This window comes from Rhodococcus indonesiensis (assembly GCF_047782815.1).
GTDB lineage: Bacteria > Actinomycetota > Actinomycetes > Mycobacteriales > Mycobacteriaceae > Rhodococcus > Rhodococcus indonesiensis.
Genome location: NZ_CP180630.1, coordinates 3,211,087 through 3,227,265 on the forward strand (window position 1 = coordinate 3,211,087; position 16,179 = coordinate 3,227,265).

The following is a 16,179-nucleotide window of genomic DNA, read 5'->3' on the forward strand; positions in this document are numbered from 1 at the left end:
CGTTCGGGACCGCTGCCGTTCGGGGCCGCTGCCGTTCGGGGCCTCTACCGTTCGGGACCGCTGCCGTTCGCACGCGTCCCCGTACAGCCCGCGAGCGTCCGAGCGTGTGCGCGGATCGGAGCCCCGGCCGCTCCCCCGCCTCGGCGAACGTCCGGGGTGCGGGGGTAACCGGTGGCTACCGTCCGGACGTGCCGGCACGCCGGCGCCCGCTCGGCGTCGCGTCGGCACCGGTCCCCGGGAGGAGCCGCGGATCGCGGTGCATGACCGCGAACAGGCCGGTGCGGTACAGCAGCCACAGACCGCCCAGATCGAGAACGGCCGCCACCGGCGGAGCTGTGAGCACCGCGACGGGCGACGAGTGGGCTACCGCCACCAGCGCCCGTCGCGCGGGACCCGGCTGCAGTGTTCGCAAGGCGAGCGTGACGGGGCGTGCGAGCACGAGCAGCACCGGGGCCACCATCCCGGCACCCAGGTGGACACCCATGTGGCCGGTGAAGGCCGGCACCGGCAGAGGCGCGGTCGCGGCAGCGACAATCGCAGACCCGGCGACGAAGGACGCATCCCGTGTCCGCGACCAGAGGTCGCCGCGCCGCCGCAGCCGGCTCGACGCGGCGAGGTAGGCACCGGCAATCGTCACGGCGGCGACGACCACGAGCAGTTGCAGAGGCCCCGGACTACCCGGAGCGAGCATCGAATGGTCGTGCATACCGTGACCGCATACCGCCGTCGACTGTCCGCACGGACTGCCCGGATCATCAGGACCGCGCCCACGACGAGGAGCACCAGGGCGAAACCGTTCCAGGCGAGGTCGTACGGCAGCAGCTCGACGTCGTAGCGGATCTGATGGGTACGGAGCACCTTGTGGTCGACGATGCCGTCGAACAGCTTAAAGCCGCCCGCGCCGAGGAACACGGCCGCGCGGAAACGACGAACCGCCAGTGCGTTCTGCCGGCGTAGATCGGCGAACAGCACGAACCCGGCCACCAGCAACAGCAGTTCCGCGGTGTGGAGGAGCCCGTCGGCGAGCAGGCCCACCGCCGGCGTGGACCGGTCGAAGAAGTGGGTGCCACCCGAGGATCTGGTGGAACACGATCTCGTCTACCGCCGCCATGAACGCCACTCCGAGCAGGACGCCACTGACAGCGGACCGTCGGACGAGAACGGGCGCAGGAGCTACGGTCCGGTCGTCACGCTCGACGGCGCCTGCCGGTCGGGGCCGATTGGTCATGGCTTCGTCGTCTCCGGGCTCAGGCCCCGCTCGGGGACGGGACGCTCGGCCGTTTTGCGATGAAAACTGGGGTACCCGACCGGTCATGTCGAGAAACGTCGTATCGGAAGGTCTCGTTGCCGGAGCAGTCGGCGCGACGGTGATGACACTGGGCGAGAAGACCGAGCGGCAGGTGACGGGGCGCCCCGACTCCTACGTGCCGGCCCGCGTCCTCGAACGGCTCACCGGGCTGCCGGAGGCTCCCACGCGACAGCCGCTGCTGCTGAACTGGGGCCATGCACTACGGGCAGGGCGCCGTGCTGGGAGTCGTGCGGTCGGTGATGTCGGAGGTGGGGTTGCGAGGGCCGTGGGCATCCGCGAAGTTCACGGTCCTGCGGCTGACCAACGATCAGATCCTGGAGAACGCCACCGGGGTCGGTGCCCCGCCGCAGACGTGGCCACGCTCGGAACTCGTGGTCGACGTCCTGCACAAGGCCGTGTACGCCTTCGTCACCGGAGTTCGTCGCGGACGCCCTGGCAGCGCGCGCCGGGGCCGCGACCCGGGACAGCTGCACGCCGCGACACTGCCGGTGTCGGACCCGTGCCCCGCGGCCGGGCCATGGGCCGGTCGCCACGATGCCCCTCCCGCAGCGGACCGTCGTCCGCGGCACGACGCTCCCGGAAATACAGAAACCGCGGGGCGACCTCCTCGTGAGGCCGCCCCGCGGTGTCGTGCGTCTACGTGTGGGTCAGTGCTTCTCGGGTCCGACGTGGTACTCGAACACCAGGCCGGCCGCGGCAGCGAGGATGAGCACCACGGCGAGGACGATCAGCCACGGCTGGAAGAAGGCCAGCGAGATGGCGGCGAAGGCGGCCGCCCCGGCCAGCAGGATCGGCCAGTAGCTGCCCGCGCTGAAGAAGCCCAGGTCGCCGGCGCCGTCGCTGATCTCGGCCTCCTCGTAGTCCTCCGGCCGGGTGTCGAGGCGACGGGCCACGAACCGGAAGTACGTGCCGACGATGAGGGTCAGGCCCGCCGAGAGCACGATCGCCGTGAGGCCGGCCCACTCGATGCCCGTGCGGGACAGTCCGGTGAACACTCCGTAGACGATCGCGACGAGCACGAAGAACACCGTCACGACTTCGAAGAGCTTGGCTTCGATCTTCATATCAGCTTGTCCTTGGTCGGAGGGTTACCGGTCAGTTGCCCGCGGTGACGACGCCGCTGGCCGCCCGGTCGGTGCGATCGGTCTTGAACGGGGTGGTGGACGTCGCGACCGGGGACTCGCCGATACGCTCGAGCGCCTGCGCGTTGGTCAGGCCCTGGCCACCGTCCTCGACGGGCTTGCGGAGCTCGATGTACTCCGCGAACCGCTCCGGGCTCACCGCGCGGACCTCGAAGTTCATCATCGCGTGGTAGGTGCCGCACATCTCGGCGCAGCGGCCGACGAACGCGCCTTCCTCCTGGATCTCGGAGATCTGGAAGACAGGATCGGAGCTGTTGTTCAGCGGGTTCGGGTTGACGTCCCGCTTGAACAGGAATTCCGGCACCCAGAAGGAGTGGATCACGTCGGAGGAGGCGAGCACGAACTCGATCCGGCGGTCGGTCGGCAGGACCAGGACCGGGATCTCGTTGCTGGTGCCGACCGTCTCGATCTTGTTGTAGTGCAGGTACGACAGGTCCTCGGTCTCCTGACCGTGGATCGGGGCCGGGATCTCGTGCTCGCCGCCGGCGTGCTCCTCGTCGTCGCCCGCGACCGCGGCCTGGGCGATCTCGTCCGTGCCCTCGTACCGCGCGGTGCCCTCACCGAGATCGATCGTGCGGTAGCCGAACTTCCAGTTCCACTGGAACGCCGTGACGTCGACGACGACGTTCGGGTTGTCCTCCTTGTCGAGGACGTAGTTCTGCACCACCACGGTGAAGTAGAACAGCACCGCGATGATGACGAACGGCACAGCCGTGTACAGCAGCTCGAGCGGCACGTTGTAGGCCGTCTGCCGCGGGAACTCCGGCGAGTCCTTCTTCTTGCGGTGGAAGATGACCACCCAGAAGGTCAGGCCCCATACCAGCACACCCATGACGAGGGCGGCGACGACCGACCACGTCCACAGCTCACGCATACGCTCGGCCTGCGGGGTAATCCCCTCCGGCCAGCCGAAACGCAGGACTTCCTCGCTGCTGCATCCCGTCAGCAGCAGGGCTGCAATACCGAGAGATGCTGCCAGCCCGAACCGCCGAAGGATCCGACCTTGCGCCACGTTCACGCCTTCCTGATCGCCGCAATTCCACTAGGGCACACCCGGAGGGCAGACCCAATTACTACGCAGCGTAGACCAAACCCGGCTGCTATCCATCCCCGGGGCGCACACAACGTGTCGCGTCGTCGCGTGCCCGCTGCTCACGACCGGGTCGACCCCGGCCGCCGGCTGCCGCGACCCCCGGGCTGCGGCATACTGCCATGCAGACCGTCGGTCCCTGCCGCGGCAACATTCCCGGGGGCCGAATCCATCCCAACCGGAATGAGGTATCGGACGCCGTGTGCGGACTGCTCGGGTTACTGACCACTGACGGCACCAGCGACGACGCCGTCGCCAAGGTCGACTCCGCGATGCACTGCCTGCGCCACCGTGGTCCCGACGAGCACGGCACCTGGCACGACGGTGACCTGGTCTACGGCTTCAATCGGCTGTCGATCATCGACATCGCGCACTCGCACCAGCCGCTGCGCTGGGGACCCCCGGAGTCTCCGGAGCGCTACGCCCTGACTTTCAACGGGGAGATCTACAACTATCTGGAGCTGCGTGCCGAGCTGACCGAGAAGTACGGGACCCAGTTCGCCACCGAGGGCGACAGCGAGGCCATCGTCGCCGCGTACCACCACTGGGGTGCCGACGCGGTGCGACGGCTTCGCGGCATGTTCGCGTTCGCAGTCTGGGACACCGAGACGCGCGAGTTGTTCCTCGCCCGCGATCCCTTCGGCATCAAGCCGCTGTTCCTCGCCACGGGCACCGGCGGTACCGCGTTCGGCAGCGAGAAGAAGAGCCTGCTCGAGCTGGCCGACGTGATCGGGATCGGCACCGGACTCGATCCCCGGGCCGTCGAGCACTACACGGTGTTGCAGTACGTGCCCGAACCGGAAACCCTGCACGCGGAGATCCGGCGGCTCGAGTCCGGGTGCTTCGCCCGCGTGCGCCCGGGCGGCCGCCCCGAGATCACCCGGTACTTCGAGCCGACGTTCCCCGTCCGTCCCTTCGCCGCGGGTCGGGAGGACGACCGTTACCGGGAGATCGCGGAGGCGCTCGAGGACTCCGTCGCCAAGCACATGCGCGCCGACGTGACGGTGGGATCGTTCCTGTCCGGCGGTATCGACTCCACGGCCGTCGCGGCCCTCGCGATGCGGCACAACCCGAACCTGATCACGTTCACCACCGGGTTCGAGCGCGAGGGCTACTCGGAGGTCGACGTGGCCGCCGAATCCGCCGCCGCGATCGGCGCGCGCCACGTCGTCAAGGTCGTCTCCCCTGCCGAGTTCGCTGCCGCGATCCCCGAGATCGTGTGGTACCTGGACGACCCCGTCGCCGATCCCGCGCTGGTGCCCCTGTGGTTCGTCGCCAAGGAAGCTCGCAAGCACGTGAAGGTGGTGCTCTCCGGGGAAGGCGCCGACGAGTTGTTCGGCGGCTACACCATCTACCGCGAGCCGCTGTCGCTGAAGCCGTTCGAGTACCTGCCGAAGTCGATGCGGCGTGCGGCCGGGAAGCTGTCGGAGCGCATCCCCGAGGGCACCCGCGGAAAGAGCCTGCTCCATCGCGGGTCGATGTCGCTCGAGGAGCGGTACTACGGCAACGCCCGCAGCTTCAACGACGCACAGCTGCGGGCCGTGCTGCGCGACTTCCGTCCGGAGTGGACGCACCAGGACGTCACCGCGCCGATCTACGCCCGCTCCGCCGGGTGGGATCCTGTCGCGCGGATGCAGCATCTCGACCTGTTCACCTGGCTGCGCGGCGACATCCTCGTCAAGGCAGACAAGATGACGATGGCGAATTCGCTGGAACTGCGAGTGCCGTTCCTCGACCCGGAGGTCTTCCGCGTCGCCTCACAGGTACCGCTGGATCAGAAGATCACGAAGAACACCACCAAGTACGCGCTGCGCCGAGCCCTCGAGGGCATCGTCCCGCCGCACGTGCTGCACCGGGCGAAGCTCGGCTTCCCGGTGCCGCTGCGGCACTGGCTGCGCGGAACCGAACTGTTCGACTGGGCACGCAACGTGATCGCCGAGTCGGGCACCGAGCACCTGCTGGACAAGGCGGCCGTCGCCCGGATGCTCGACGAACACCGCGAGGGCCGGACCGATCACAGCCGGCGGCTGTGGACGGTGCTGGTGTTCATGATCTGGCACGGCATCTTCGTCGAGCAGCGCATCGTGCCGGAGATCCAGGAGCCGGCGTACCCCGTCGAGGTGTAAGGGCCGCTACGCGGCCGGTGTGTCCTTTGGGCGGCTCCCACCGCCCAAAGGACACACCGGCGGTCACGGGAGGATCGCGGCGATCTCGTCCGCGGCGTCCTGGCCGTACGCGACCGTCAGCCGCTTGACCGCGTCGGGGCGGTCGAAGGTCCATTCCTGGGTGCCGGTCGTCTCGAGTACCAGAACCGCGACGAGCGAGCCGAGCTGAGCGGCACGCTCGAGGGAGAGGCCCGCCCGGTGCCCCAGCAGGAATCCCGCCCGGAACGCGTCGCCGACGCCGGTGGGGTCCACCTTGGCCCGCTCGGGCACGACGCCCACGTGAGTCCGGCGGCCGTCCCGTTCGACGATCTCGACACCGTTACCGCCGAGCGTGGTGACCCGCAATCCGACCATGGCGCGGATCTGCGCCTCGGTCAGGCCGGTCTTCTGCTGCAGGAGTCCCCACTCGTATTCGTTGGTGAACAGGTAGGCGGCGCCGTCGATCAGCCGGGCAGACTCCTCACCGCTGAGACGGGCGAGCTGCTGAGACGGGTCGGCCGCGAACGGCACACCGAGCTGCCGGCACTCGTCGGTGTGCCGGGCCATCGCCTCCGGATCGTTGGCGCCGATCAGGACCAGGTCGACACCGTGTGTCCCGGTCACCTCGGCGAGGGAGATGTCCCGGGCCTCGGACATCGCGCCGGGGTAGAACGACGCGATCTGGGCCATCGCCTCGTCGGTCGTGCACACGAAGCGCGCGGTGTGCGCGGTCTGCGACACGTGCACGGGGTTGCAGTCGACGCCGTTGCCCTCGAGCCACGCGCGGTACTCGGCGAAGTCGGCGCCCACCGCTCCGACGAGCACCGGCGCCCCGCCGAGCACGCCCATCGCGTAGGCGATGTTGCCGCCCACACCGCCACGGCGGACCACCAGGTCGTCGACCAGGAAGCTGAGCGAGATGTGGCTGAGCTGGTCTGCGACGAGCTGCTCGGCGAAGCGTCCGGGGAAACGCATGAGGTGGTCGGTGGCGATGGAACCGGTCACGGCGATGGTCACGTGGCTGGGCCTTTCAGCGGAGGACTGGGATCGATCTCACGCTACCCGCACCCACCGGACAGCAGTGCGGCCCCGACGCGAGATCGCGCCGGGGCCGCACTACGGGACCCGCGTCAGTTGAACGAATCGCCGCAGGCGCAGGAGCCGGTGGCGTTCGGGTTGTCGATCGTGAAGCCCTGCTTCTCGATCGTGTCGACGAAGTCGATCGACGCGCCTTCGACGTAGGGCGCGCTCATCCGGTCGACGGCGAGGATGACGCCACCGAAGTCACGGGTGAGATCCCCGTCGAGCGTCCGGTCGTCGAAGAACAGCTGGTAGCGGAGGCCGGCACACCCGCCCGGCTGCACGGCGATGCGCAGCGAGAGGTCGTCGCGGCCCTCCTGGTCGAGCAGCGCCTTCGCCTTGGCGGAGGCGGCCTCGGTCATGGTGACACCGTGAGTGGCGGTCTCGTCCTGCACAGTCATGGGCGCTCCCTCGTCTTTCGTGTCGAAACCCGGTTCCCTCAACGGTACCGCGCGTGGATCTATTCCTCATGCGCGGTACCGGACCGTGCGGGGGCCTGACCGGGGGCGATTTCCCGGCCGGGCCAGTTTTCCCATAGCCTGGAGGGGTGAAGTTGCTACGCCGCGGCGGTTCCGACGAATCCGACAACGAGGACCTCGGCGCGTCCGAGTCCGTCGCCGCTCCCCAGTCCGAGGGAGGCAAGGGGACGACCGGTAAGGGCCGTCCCACTCCGAAGCGCCGGGAGGCCGAGGCGCGTCGGCGCGGTCCCGTCGCTCCGGCTCCGCTGACTGCCAAGGAGGCGAGGGCACGCCGCAAGGCAGCCAAACAGTCCCTCTCCAAGGATGAACGCAAGGCGCAAGCGGCCGAGCGTCGCGCCGCCGCGGGCGAGCGCCGCACCCGGATGCTCGCGGGCGAGGAGAAGTATCTGCTGCCCCGCGACAAGGGTCCCGTGCGGGCCTACGTCCGCGATCTGGTGGACAGCCGTCGCAACCTGGTCGGTCTTTTCATGCCGATGGCGCTCATCCTGATCATGACGATGTTCCTCGGTCCGGTGGTCCAGCAGTACGTGACGCTGGCGATGTTCGCGATGATCGTGCTCATGGTGATCGAAGGGATCTACCTCGGCCGTCTCGTGAACAAGAAGGTCCGGGCCCGTTTCCCCGACACCACCGAGGGCGGATTCGGTCTCGGGTGGTACGCGTTCGTGCGGGCCTCCCAGATCCGCAAGCTCCGGGCGCCACTGCCCCGGGTCTCCCCCGGCGACGCCGTCTGACCGCAGCCCACCGGCACGCCGGTCGGTGATACGGCGACCGGCACACCGGTCAGTGATACGGCGACCGGCACGCCGGTCAGTGATGCGGCGACCGACGCGCGTCGATCGCGCTGCGCACCCAGTCGGCCGTCGGGTCGCCACCGATGGGCGACGGGTCCTGCGGCCGGAACTGGTTGCAGCGCCACCGCGCCCGGGTCACCCACCGCGGGGCGGGACGGGAACGGACCCGGGCGAGTTCGACGCCGGCGAAGAGTGTGATCGGCACGAGGACGATCACGGCGATCTGGCTCATGACGGACAGTCTGTCGCCGGCGACCCGGCCGAGACAGTGGCAGCAATGCCATCTACCGTCGATTTTCTGCCGCAGTGCGGGTTGATAGCGTCCAGCGGTGGCTTCGGCCTCCGCGACTTCGTGAAAGGTGCCCCGTGAGCAGCGAATCCGTTTCCTCCGCCGACGTCGTCTTCCCGCCCGTCGTCGCGCCCGATCCGGAGGTCCGCCGGCGCGCCGACGCCCGGCAGCGCGATCTCACCAAGCCTGCCGGTTCCCTCGGCCGGCTCGAGGAATTGGGCTGCTGGGTCGCGTCCTGCCAAGGACAGGTCCCGCCCCGGCCCTTCACCCGCCCCCGCGTGGTGGTGTTCGCCGGTGATCACGGGGTGGCCCGCGGCGGCGTCTCGGCGTATCCCCCCGAGGTCACCGCTCAGATGGTTGCCAACTTCCTCGCCGGTGGTGCCGCGGTCAACGTGCTCGCCGGGGTCGCCGGCGCCGGGGTCCGGGTCGTGGACATGGCCGTCGACGGCGACACGGATCCGGCCGTCTCCGCGCACAAGGTGCGCCGATCGAGCGGGGCCGTCGACCGGGAGGACGCGCTCACCGAGCAGGAGACCCTGCGGGCGATCGCCGCCGGACGATCCGTGGCCGACGAGGAGGTCGACGCGGGAGCCGACCTCCTCGTCGCGGGCGACATGGGGATCGGGAACACCACCCCTGCGACGGCGCTGATCGCCACCCTCACCGGCACCGAACCCGTCGCGGCGGTCGGCCGTGGCACCGGGATCGACGACGCCGCGTGGATGCGCAAGGTCGCCGCGATCCGGGACGCGATGCGACGCGCCCGGCCCCACGCCCGCAACCCGGTGGCCCTGCTGCGCACCGCCGGCGGCGCCGACCTCGCCGCGATGGCCGGCTACCTCGCCCAGGCCTCGGTGCGCCGGACCCCGGTCGTGCTCGACGGGGTCGTGGTCACCGCTGCCGCACTCGTCGCCGAGGAACTGGCGCCCGGGGCCCGGGACTGGTGGGTTGCCGGGCACCGCTCCACCGAACCGGCTCATACGCTGGCCCTGCGGCATCTGAACCTCGATCCCCTCGTCGACCTGGGAATGCGCCTCGGCGAGGGTTCGGGAGCGGTTGCCGCGCTGCCGATCCTGCACGGTGCGGTCGCGGTGCTCACGAACATGGCGACGTTCGCCGAAGCCGGCGTGAGCACCCGTGACGAGGACGCCGCGCCGGTCACCGAGCCGCGCGGCGACTGATGCGCGGCGTCGCTCTCGCTCTGTCCTGGCTCACTGTGCTGCCTATCCGGGGTCCTGGGCACATCGATCGCAGCGCGGGGGGCGCGGCCGTCGCCGCGGCACCGGTGGCCGGCCTCGTGCTGGGCCTGGGCACCGCGGGCGTGCTGTGGGCGGCCGTCGCCATCGGCTGCACTCCCCTGCTCGCCGGCCTGATCGGGGTGGGATTCCTGGGCCTCGCGACGCGTGGCATGCACCTCGACGGCCTGTGCGACACCGCCGACGGGCTCGGCTGCTACGGACCGCCGGAGCGGGCACGTGAGGTGATGAAGTCGGGCGGCGCCGGACCGTTCGGGGTGGCCACCCTGGTACTCGTGCTGGGGGCGCAGGCAGCCTCGTTCGGAGCGCTCGCCGACGCTCGATCCTGGTTCGCCGTGGTCCTCGCGGTCACCGCCGGCCGGGTCACGGTCGTCCTCGCATGCCGCCGTGGTGTCGCCGCAGCACCGGGCAGCGGGTTCGGCGCCCTGGTCGCCGGGACGCAGCCGCTCGGGGTGCGCCTCCTGTGGGCCGTCGTCGTGGTCGTCGCGGCTGCCTGGTGCGTGCCGGGCGCCTGGTGGGCCGGCCCGGCGACGGTCGCCGTGGGGCTCGTGGCCGCACTGCTGCTGGTGCGGCACTGCGTCCGCCGGTTCGGCGGTCTCAACGGTGACGCGCTCGGCGCCGGCCTCGAGACGACGGTGACGGTTGTGGCGGCGGCGTTGAGCGCGGCCGTCGGATAGGACGGCCGCGCCGGGCTCAGCGCAGCGTGGTCAGCCAGCCGTGCGTGTCGGCGAAGGTGCCGCGCTGGATCCCGGTGAGGGTGTCGCGCAATGCCATGGTGACCTCGCCGGGCTCGCCGTCGCCGACGGTGAACTCGCCGTCGCGGCTCTTGACGGTACCGACCGGGGTGATCACCGCCGCGGTCCCGCACGCGAAGACCTCGGTGATCTGCCCGCTGGCGACCTCGGACTCCCATTCCTGCACCGAGATCTTGCGCTCCTCCACTTCGAGGCCGGCCTCCCTGGCCAGCGTGAGCAGCGAGTCCCGGGTGATGCCGGGCAGCAACGAGCCGGACAGCTCCGGCGTCACCAGCTTCGCGTCGGCGCCCGACCCGAAGATGAAGCACAGATTCATGCCGCCCATCTCCTCGATGTAGCGACGCTCGACGGCGTCGAGCCACACCACCTGGTCGCACCCCTGCTCGACGGCTTGCGCCTGCGCCAGCAGCGACGCCGCGTAGTTGCCGGAGAACTTGGCGTCGCCGGTGCCGCCCGGTGCGGCCCGCACGTACTCCTGCGAGATCCACACGCTCACCGGCTTGACGCCACGAGGGAAGTACGCGCCGGCCGGGGACGCGATCAGCACGTACCGGTACTGGTTCGCGGGCCGCACGCCGAGCCCCGCCTCGGTGGAGAACATGAACGGCCGCAGATACAGCGACTCCTCGCCCCCGGCGGCCGGCACCCATTCGTGGTCGGCCTCGACCAGTTCCGCGATCGACCGGACGAACAACTCGTCCGGCAGCTCGGCCATTGCCAGGCGCCGCGAGGACCGGCGCATCCGCTCGGCGTTGGAGTACACGCGGAAGGCTGCGATGCTGCCGTCGGGCTGCCGGTAGACCTTCAGACCCTCGAAGATCGCCTGCCCGTAGTGCAACACCATCGCGGCCGGGTCGAGCTGCATCGGTCCGTAGGGCTGAACGGTGGCGTCGTGCCAGCCGCGGCCCTCGGTGTAGTCGATCGTGACCATGTGATCGGTGAAGTACCGGCCGAATCCCGGATCCGCCAGTACTTCTCCCCGCCGTTCCGCGGAGGCGGGCGAGGGGTGCGGAAGGTGGGCGAATTCGAGGACACCGGTCATGACCGATGATCCTATCGAACCGCTCGCACGGTCCTACTTGGTGTGGTCGGGGACGAACGGAGGCGCGACGAGCTGGGCGCGCAGGGCGCGTCCCCGGACGTCGACCGTGACCTCGTCACCGGCGGCCGGCTCCCCGGCAGTCTCGAGGAGCGCCAGCGCGATCCCGACCTTCAACGTCGGGGAGAACGTGCCGGACGTCGTCTCCCCCACCGGAGTTCCGTCGCGCGACACCTTCAGGCCGGGTCGCAGCACCCCGCGATCGAGCGCCCGCAGTCCCCACAGTCGCCGCGCGGGACCGGACTCCTTCTCCGCGACGAGCGCCGCGCGGCCGCGGAATGCCGGCTTGCTCCAGCCCACGGCCCACCCGCAGCGGGCCTGCAGGGGCGAGATGGTCTCCGACAGTTCGTGTCCGTGCAACGGGTAGCCCATCTCGGTCCGCAGGGTGTCGCGAGCCCCGAGGCCAGCGGCCTGACCGCCGGCCGCACGCACGGCGTCGGCCAGGGCACGGAACAGCGACTCCGCGTCGGCCCACCGCGGTACCAGTTCGAAGCCGCGCTCACCGGTGTATCCGGTGCGGCACACCCGTACCGGCCGATCGTTCCACCGGGCGTCCACGAAGCTCATGTAGCCCAGCTCGGTGGGCAGACCCAGCCCCTGCAGGACGGCCTCGGCGTTCGGTCCCTGCACGGCGAACACACCGTAGTCCCGGTGCTGGTTCGTCACGGTCACGCCTTCGGGGGCATGCGCGGCGAGGACCTCGACGACCGCTGCGGTGTTCGCGGCGTTCGGCACGAGGAACAATTCCTCGTCGGAGACGTAGTAGACGATCAGGTCGTCGGTGACGCCGCCGGCTTCGTTGCAGCAGAGGGTGTACTGCGCCTTGCCCGGCCCGATCTTGCGCAGGTCGTTGGTGAGTGTCGCGTTCACGTAGTCCGCCGCACCCGGCCCGGCGACGAGGGCCTTGCCCAGATGACTGACGTCGAACAGGCCGACGTTCTCGCGCACGGCGGTGTGTTCGGCCACGGTACCGGCGTACGAGACGGGCATCTGCCAGCCACCGAAGGCCGCGAAGGTCGCTCCGAGTTCGGTGTGGACGGCGTGGATCGGGCCCTGCAGCAATGGCTGGTCGCTCATGTGCCCCACGCTATCCCACCCCCCGGGATCACTAGCATCGGTGCCACGACCCCCCTTTCCCGTAGGAGACGCCTGTGAGTGCCCTTTCACCCACCCTGCCCGAACTCGTTCTCGCCGGAAGCGTGTCCAAGCGCGCGGACGTCCTCGTCGTCGGCCTGACCGCCGGCGACAGCGGCCCCGAGGCCCTGCTCGGCGACGGCCTGGTGGACGAGGACGTCCTCGGCGGACTGCTCGACACCCTGCAGTCCGTCGGTGCCGCGGGCAAGGCCGAGGAGGTCACCCGGATCCCCGCGCCCGCCGCCCTGCCGGTCACCAGCGTGCTCGCCGTCGGGCTCGGCGCCGCCGACAAGCTCGACGCCGAGCAGGTGCGCCGCTCCGCCGGCGCTGCGGCGCGCGCCCTCGCCGGCGTCTCCGTGGTCGCGACGACCCTGTCCGCCGTGGATCTCGGCGCAACCGCGGAGGGCTTCGCGCTCGGCGCCTACACGTTCACCGAGTTCCGCACCACCAAGTCGAACTCCGGCGACGCGCAGCCGCCCGCCCGGATCGAACTTCTCGTCTCGTCGCCACGCGCCCGGGAGACCAAGGCGGAGCTGGCCCGGTCGGCTGCCGTCGCCGAGGCGGTCGCCACCGCGCGCCAGTTCGTCGACACCCCGCCGAGCCACCTGTTCCCGGCCGAGTTCGCCGAGCGCGCGAAGGCGCTCGGCACCGCCGCCGGGCTGAAGGTCGAGGTGCTGGACGAGAAGGCGCTCGAGCAGCAGGGCTACGGCGGCATCGTCGGGGTAGGCAAGGGCTCGTCGCGCCCGCCGCGGCTCGTGCGCCTGAGCTACTCGGCCAAGAAGCGGAAGGCGCCGAAGGTCGCGCTCGTCGGCAAGGGCATCACGTTCGACACCGGCGGCATCTCCATCAAGCCGGCCGCCGGAATGGAGAACATGACGTCCGACATGGGCGGTGCGGCGGCGGTGGTCGCGACGGTCGTGCTCGCCGCGAAGCTCGGGGTGGCGGCGGACGTGACCGCGACGGTACCGATGGCCGAGAACATGCCGTCCGCGACGGCACAGCGACCCGGCGACGTGCTGACCCAGTACGGCGGCACCACCGTCGAGGTGATCAACACGGACGCCGAGGGTCGGCTCATCCTGGCCGACGCCATCGTCCGTGCCTGCGAGGACGAGCCCGACTACCTGATCGACACCGCGACGCTCACCGGCGCGCAGATGGTCGCACTGGGGACCCGGACGCCCGGCGTCATGGGCACCGACGAGTTCCGGGACCGGGTCGCCCGGCTCTCGCAGGAGGTGGGCGAGAACGGGTGGGCGATGCCGCTGCCGGCCGAGCTGCGCGCGGACCTGAAGTCCCGGGTGGCCGACCTGGCCAACGTCACGCCGCATCGCTGGGGCGGGATGCTCGCCGCCGGCCTGTACCTGAAGGAGTTCGTGGCCGAGGGTGTGCAGTGGGCCCACATCGACATCGCCGGGCCGGCCTTCAACACCGGGAGCCCGTTCGGCTATGTCGGCAAGGGCGGCACCGGCGTACCGGTGCGAACCCTCATCGCGGTCATCGAGGACATCGCGAACAACGGGTGATCCGTCCCGCGCTTCCCTGCCGGGGTGCAGGGACGCGCGGGCGCACGTGACCCAACCCTCGTCGAACGTCGCCGAGGGATCAGTGCAAGGATGGTCGAGGTCATACCCGGCATCGGGTGTGGTCTCAACCGAACACCGCAAGACACCGCACGAGACCGTGGCCTCGAGCACAATGGTCAGCGACCACACAATGGTCCGCGACCATCGGTCGGCACAACTCAACACACCCGAACACAACCGTCGAGGAGTCAACAGACATGGCCTTCTCCGTCCAGATGCCAGCGCTTGGTGAGAGCGTCACCGAGGGAACTGTCACGCGATGGCTCAAGCAGGAAGGAGACACGGTCGAAGTCGACGAGCCGCTGCTCGAAGTTTCCACGGACAAGGTCGACACCGAGATCCCCTCGCCCGCGGCCGGTGTGCTGGTGAAGATCGTCGCCCAGGAGGACGAGACGATCGAGATCGGCGGTGAGCTGGCGGTGATCGGTGACTCCGCCGACGACGGAGGATCGTCCACCGCTCCCGCTGCCGCCCCGTCGGAGGAGGCGGCACCCGAGGAAGAGTCCACCCCCGAACCGGAACCCGAGCCGGAGCCCGAGCCGGCCTCGTCCGGTTCCGACACCGGCTCCGCCGAAGGCACTCCGGTCACCATGCCGGCGCTCGGTGAGTCCGTGACCGAGGGCACCGTCACCCGGTGGCTGAAGTCCGTCGGAGACGAGGTCGCGGTCGACGAACCCCTGCTCGAGGTGTCCACGGACAAGGTCGACACGGAGATCCCGTCCCCCGTGGCCGGTGTGCTCCTCGAGATCAACGCCGACGAGGACGAGACCGTCGAGGTCGGCGGACAGCTCGCGGTGATCGGGTCGGGAACCCCGGCCGCGGCGCCGTCGAAGCCCGAACCCAAGCCCGAACCGAAGCCCGAGCCGAAGCCCGAGCCCGAGCCGGCGAAGCAGGCGGCCCCCGAGCCGGCGAAGCAGGCGGCCCCCGAGCCGGCGAAGCAGCCCGCCCCGGAACCCGCGAAGCAGGCAGCCCCGGCGCCCGCCCCGGCTGCCGCGGCTGCGGAGACCCCGGGTGGCGCCACGCCGTACGTCACACCCCTCGTCCGCAAGCTCGCCGCCGAACACGACGTCGACCTGTCGACGGTGTCCGGCACCGGAGTCGGCGGACGCATCCGCAAGCAGGACGTGCTCGCCGCCGCCGAGGCCGCGAAGGCCCCCGCGGCCGAGGCCCCGAAGGCTCCCGCCGCCAAGGCTCCCGCCGCCGCTCCGGCCGCGACCGCCGGTGTCCGCCCCGAGCTCGCCCACCTGCGCGGCACCACGCAGAAGGTCAACCGGATCCGTCAGATCACGGCAATCAAGACTCGCGAGTCGCTGCAGACCACCGCGCAGCTCACCCAGACCTTCGAGGTCGACGTCACCAAGATCGCGCATCTGCGGGCGCAGGCGAAGGCGACCTTCGCCGAGCGCGAGGGCGTCAACCTCACCTTCCTGCCCTTCTTCGCGAAGGCCGTCGTGGAGGCCCTCAAGGCGCATCCGAACATCAACGCCTCCTACGACGAGGACAAGAAGGAGATCACCTACCACGCGGCCGAGCACCTCGGCATCGCCGTGGACACCGAGCAGGGCCTGCTCTCCCCGGTGATCCACAACGCCGGCGACCTGTCGCTGGCCGGCCTGGCCCGCGCGATCGCGGACATCGCCAAGCGGGCGCGCAGCGGTGGCCTCAAGCCGGACGAACTGGCCGGTGGCACCTTTACGATCACGAACATCGGCAGCCAGGGCGCCCTGTTCGACACACCGATCCTGGTGCCGCCGCAGGCGGCGATGCTGGGCACCGGCGCGATCGTCAAGCGTCCGGTGGTGGTCACCGACGAGGTGGGCAACGAGTCGATCGGTGTGCGGTCGATGTGCTACCTGCCGCTGACCTACGACCACCGGTTGGTCGACGGTGCGGACGCGGGCCGGTTCCTCACCACGATCAAGCACCGTCTCGAGGAAGCGGCGTTCGACGCGGACCTGGGCCTGTGATCCAGGGCGTGTAGCCCGGCACCCACCGGACCCGGAAGCGGGGGCATCGTCACAC

At 70.4% G+C, this 16,179-nt stretch carries 14 protein-coding genes and 1 pseudogene; 6 read left to right on the top strand and 9 right to left on the bottom strand.

Annotation, left to right across the window (positions count from 1 at the left end; all coding sequences use genetic code 11):
* Positions 1–175 precede the first annotated feature (175 nt).
* The 4 genes and pseudogenes from ACM26Y_RS14760 to ACM26Y_RS14775 all read right to left on the bottom strand — a co-directional run bounded on the left by ACM26Y_RS14760 (position 176) and on the right by ACM26Y_RS14775 (position 3,469).
* On the bottom strand, positions 176–706 hold the full coding sequence (locus ACM26Y_RS14760) for a cytochrome c oxidase assembly protein (protein ID WP_416061263.1): 531 nt from the start codon (positions 704–706) through the stop codon (positions 176–178).
* Positions 634–1,315, bottom strand: a pseudogene (locus tag ACM26Y_RS14765) (DUF2243 domain-containing protein). The gene ACM26Y_RS14760 and the pseudogene ACM26Y_RS14765 overlap by 73 nt, the downstream one beginning before the upstream one ends.
* 641 nt (positions 1,316–1,956) lie before the next feature.
* The gene (locus tag ACM26Y_RS14770) at positions 1,957–2,373 is read right to left on the bottom strand and encodes a cytochrome c oxidase subunit 4 (protein ID WP_003934113.1); all 417 of its coding nucleotides are present in this window, start codon (positions 2,371–2,373) and stop codon (positions 1,957–1,959) included.
* A 31-nt stretch (positions 2,374–2,404) separates the two neighbouring features.
* Positions 2,405–3,469 carry a cytochrome c oxidase subunit II gene (locus tag ACM26Y_RS14775; RefSeq protein WP_152975473.1) on the bottom strand — a complete coding sequence of 355 codons (1,065 nt, stop codon included), beginning with the start codon at positions 3,467–3,469 and terminating at the stop codon, positions 2,405–2,407.
* A 272-nt stretch (positions 3,470–3,741) separates the two neighbouring features.
* On the opposite strand from ACM26Y_RS14775, the gene asnB reads away from it, so the two are divergent.
* Positions 3,742–5,667: an asparagine synthase (glutamine-hydrolyzing) gene (gene asnB / locus ACM26Y_RS14780; RefSeq protein ID WP_416061264.1), complete on the top strand. Its 1,926-nt coding sequence runs from the start codon at positions 3,742–3,744 to the stop codon at positions 5,665–5,667.
* Between the two features lie 63 nt (positions 5,668–5,730).
* On the opposite strand, the gene ACM26Y_RS14785 is transcribed toward asnB, so the two are convergent.
* Positions 5,731–6,702 carry a carbohydrate kinase family protein gene (locus ACM26Y_RS14785; protein ID WP_416061265.1) on the bottom strand — a complete coding sequence of 324 codons (972 nt, stop codon included), beginning with the start codon at positions 6,700–6,702 and terminating at the stop codon, positions 5,731–5,733.
* 113 nt (positions 6,703–6,815) lie between these two features.
* A complete protein-coding gene (locus ACM26Y_RS14790) occupies positions 6,816–7,166 on the bottom strand; it encodes a HesB/IscA family protein (RefSeq protein ID WP_003934109.1) in 351 nt (116 codons plus the stop codon).
* 146 nt (positions 7,167–7,312) lie between these two features.
* On the opposite strand from ACM26Y_RS14790, the gene ACM26Y_RS14795 reads away from it, so the two are divergent.
* Entirely contained in the window at positions 7,313–7,978 is a 666-nt protein-coding gene (locus tag ACM26Y_RS14795) for a DUF3043 domain-containing protein (RefSeq protein WP_003934108.1), read from the top strand.
* Between the two features lie 76 nt (positions 7,979–8,054).
* On the opposite strand, the gene ACM26Y_RS14800 is transcribed toward ACM26Y_RS14795, so the two are convergent.
* A complete protein-coding gene (locus ACM26Y_RS14800) occupies positions 8,055–8,270 on the bottom strand; it encodes a hypothetical protein (protein ID WP_416061266.1) in 216 nt (71 codons plus the stop codon).
* Positions 8,271–8,404: 134 nt separating this feature from the next.
* Between ACM26Y_RS14800 and cobT the strand changes: the two genes are divergently transcribed.
* Both cobT and ACM26Y_RS14810 read left to right on the top strand, forming a co-directional pair.
* On the top strand, positions 8,405–9,508 hold the full coding sequence (cobT, locus tag ACM26Y_RS14805) for a nicotinate-nucleotide--dimethylbenzimidazole phosphoribosyltransferase (protein ID WP_003934106.1): 1,104 nt from the start codon (positions 8,405–8,407) through the stop codon (positions 9,506–9,508).
* A complete protein-coding gene (locus ACM26Y_RS14810; protein ID WP_003934105.1) occupies positions 9,508–10,260 on the top strand; it encodes an adenosylcobinamide-GDP ribazoletransferase in 753 nt (250 codons plus the stop codon). Before cobT ends, ACM26Y_RS14810 begins: the two co-directional genes overlap by 1 nt.
* A 16-nt stretch (positions 10,261–10,276) precedes the next feature.
* Here ACM26Y_RS14810 and ACM26Y_RS14815 read toward each other — a convergent pair whose 3' ends face one another.
* Entirely contained in the window at positions 10,277–11,380 is a 1,104-nt protein-coding gene (locus tag ACM26Y_RS14815; RefSeq protein ID WP_003934104.1) for a branched-chain amino acid aminotransferase, read from the bottom strand.
* A gap of 33 nt (positions 11,381–11,413) precedes the next feature.
* Positions 11,414–12,514 carry a glycine cleavage system aminomethyltransferase GcvT gene (gcvT, locus tag ACM26Y_RS14820; RefSeq protein ID WP_003934103.1) on the bottom strand — a complete coding sequence of 367 codons (1,101 nt, stop codon included), beginning with the start codon at positions 12,512–12,514 and terminating at the stop codon, positions 11,414–11,416.
* Positions 12,515–12,588: 74 nt separating this feature from the next.
* Between gcvT and ACM26Y_RS14825 the strand changes: the two genes are divergently transcribed.
* Both ACM26Y_RS14825 and sucB read left to right on the top strand, forming a co-directional pair.
* Positions 12,589–14,097, top strand: a complete 1,509-nt coding sequence (locus tag ACM26Y_RS14825; RefSeq protein WP_003934102.1) for a leucyl aminopeptidase — start codon at positions 12,589–12,591, stop codon at positions 14,095–14,097.
* A gap of 257 nt (positions 14,098–14,354) precedes the next feature.
* Positions 14,355–16,124 carry a 2-oxoglutarate dehydrogenase, E2 component, dihydrolipoamide succinyltransferase gene (sucB, locus tag ACM26Y_RS14830; RefSeq protein WP_416061267.1) on the top strand — a complete coding sequence of 590 codons (1,770 nt, stop codon included), beginning with the start codon at positions 14,355–14,357 and terminating at the stop codon, positions 16,122–16,124.
* The last annotated feature ends 55 nt before the right edge of the window (positions 16,125–16,179 follow it).

What these genes read in the sequence shown, in the direction of transcription:
- ACM26Y_RS14760 (WP_416061263.1), bottom strand. Translation starts at nt 706, where the DNA reads ATGCACGACCATTCGATGCTCGCTCCGGGTAGTCCGGGGCCTCTGCAA.
- ACM26Y_RS14770 (WP_003934113.1), bottom strand. Translation starts at nt 2,373, where the DNA reads ATGAAGATCGAAGCCAAGCTCTTCGAAGTCGTGACGGTGTTCTTCGTG.
- ACM26Y_RS14790 (WP_003934109.1), bottom strand. Translation starts at nt 7,166, where the DNA reads ATGACTGTGCAGGACGAGACCGCCACTCACGGTGTCACCATGACCGAG.
- ACM26Y_RS14800 (WP_416061266.1), bottom strand. Translation starts at nt 8,270, where the DNA reads ATGAGCCAGATCGCCGTGATCGTCCTCGTGCCGATCACACTCTTCGCC.
- ACM26Y_RS14810 (WP_003934105.1), top strand. Translation starts at nt 9,508, where the DNA reads ATGCGCGGCGTCGCTCTCGCTCTGTCCTGGCTCACTGTGCTGCCTATC.
- ACM26Y_RS14815 (WP_003934104.1), bottom strand. Translation starts at nt 11,380, where the DNA reads ATGACCGGTGTCCTCGAATTCGCCCACCTTCCGCACCCCTCGCCCGCC.
- gcvT (WP_003934103.1), bottom strand. Translation starts at nt 12,514, where the DNA reads ATGAGCGACCAGCCATTGCTGCAGGGCCCGATCCACGCCGTCCACACC.
- sucB (WP_416061267.1), top strand. Translation starts at nt 14,355, where the DNA reads ATGGCCTTCTCCGTCCAGATGCCAGCGCTTGGTGAGAGCGTCACCGAG.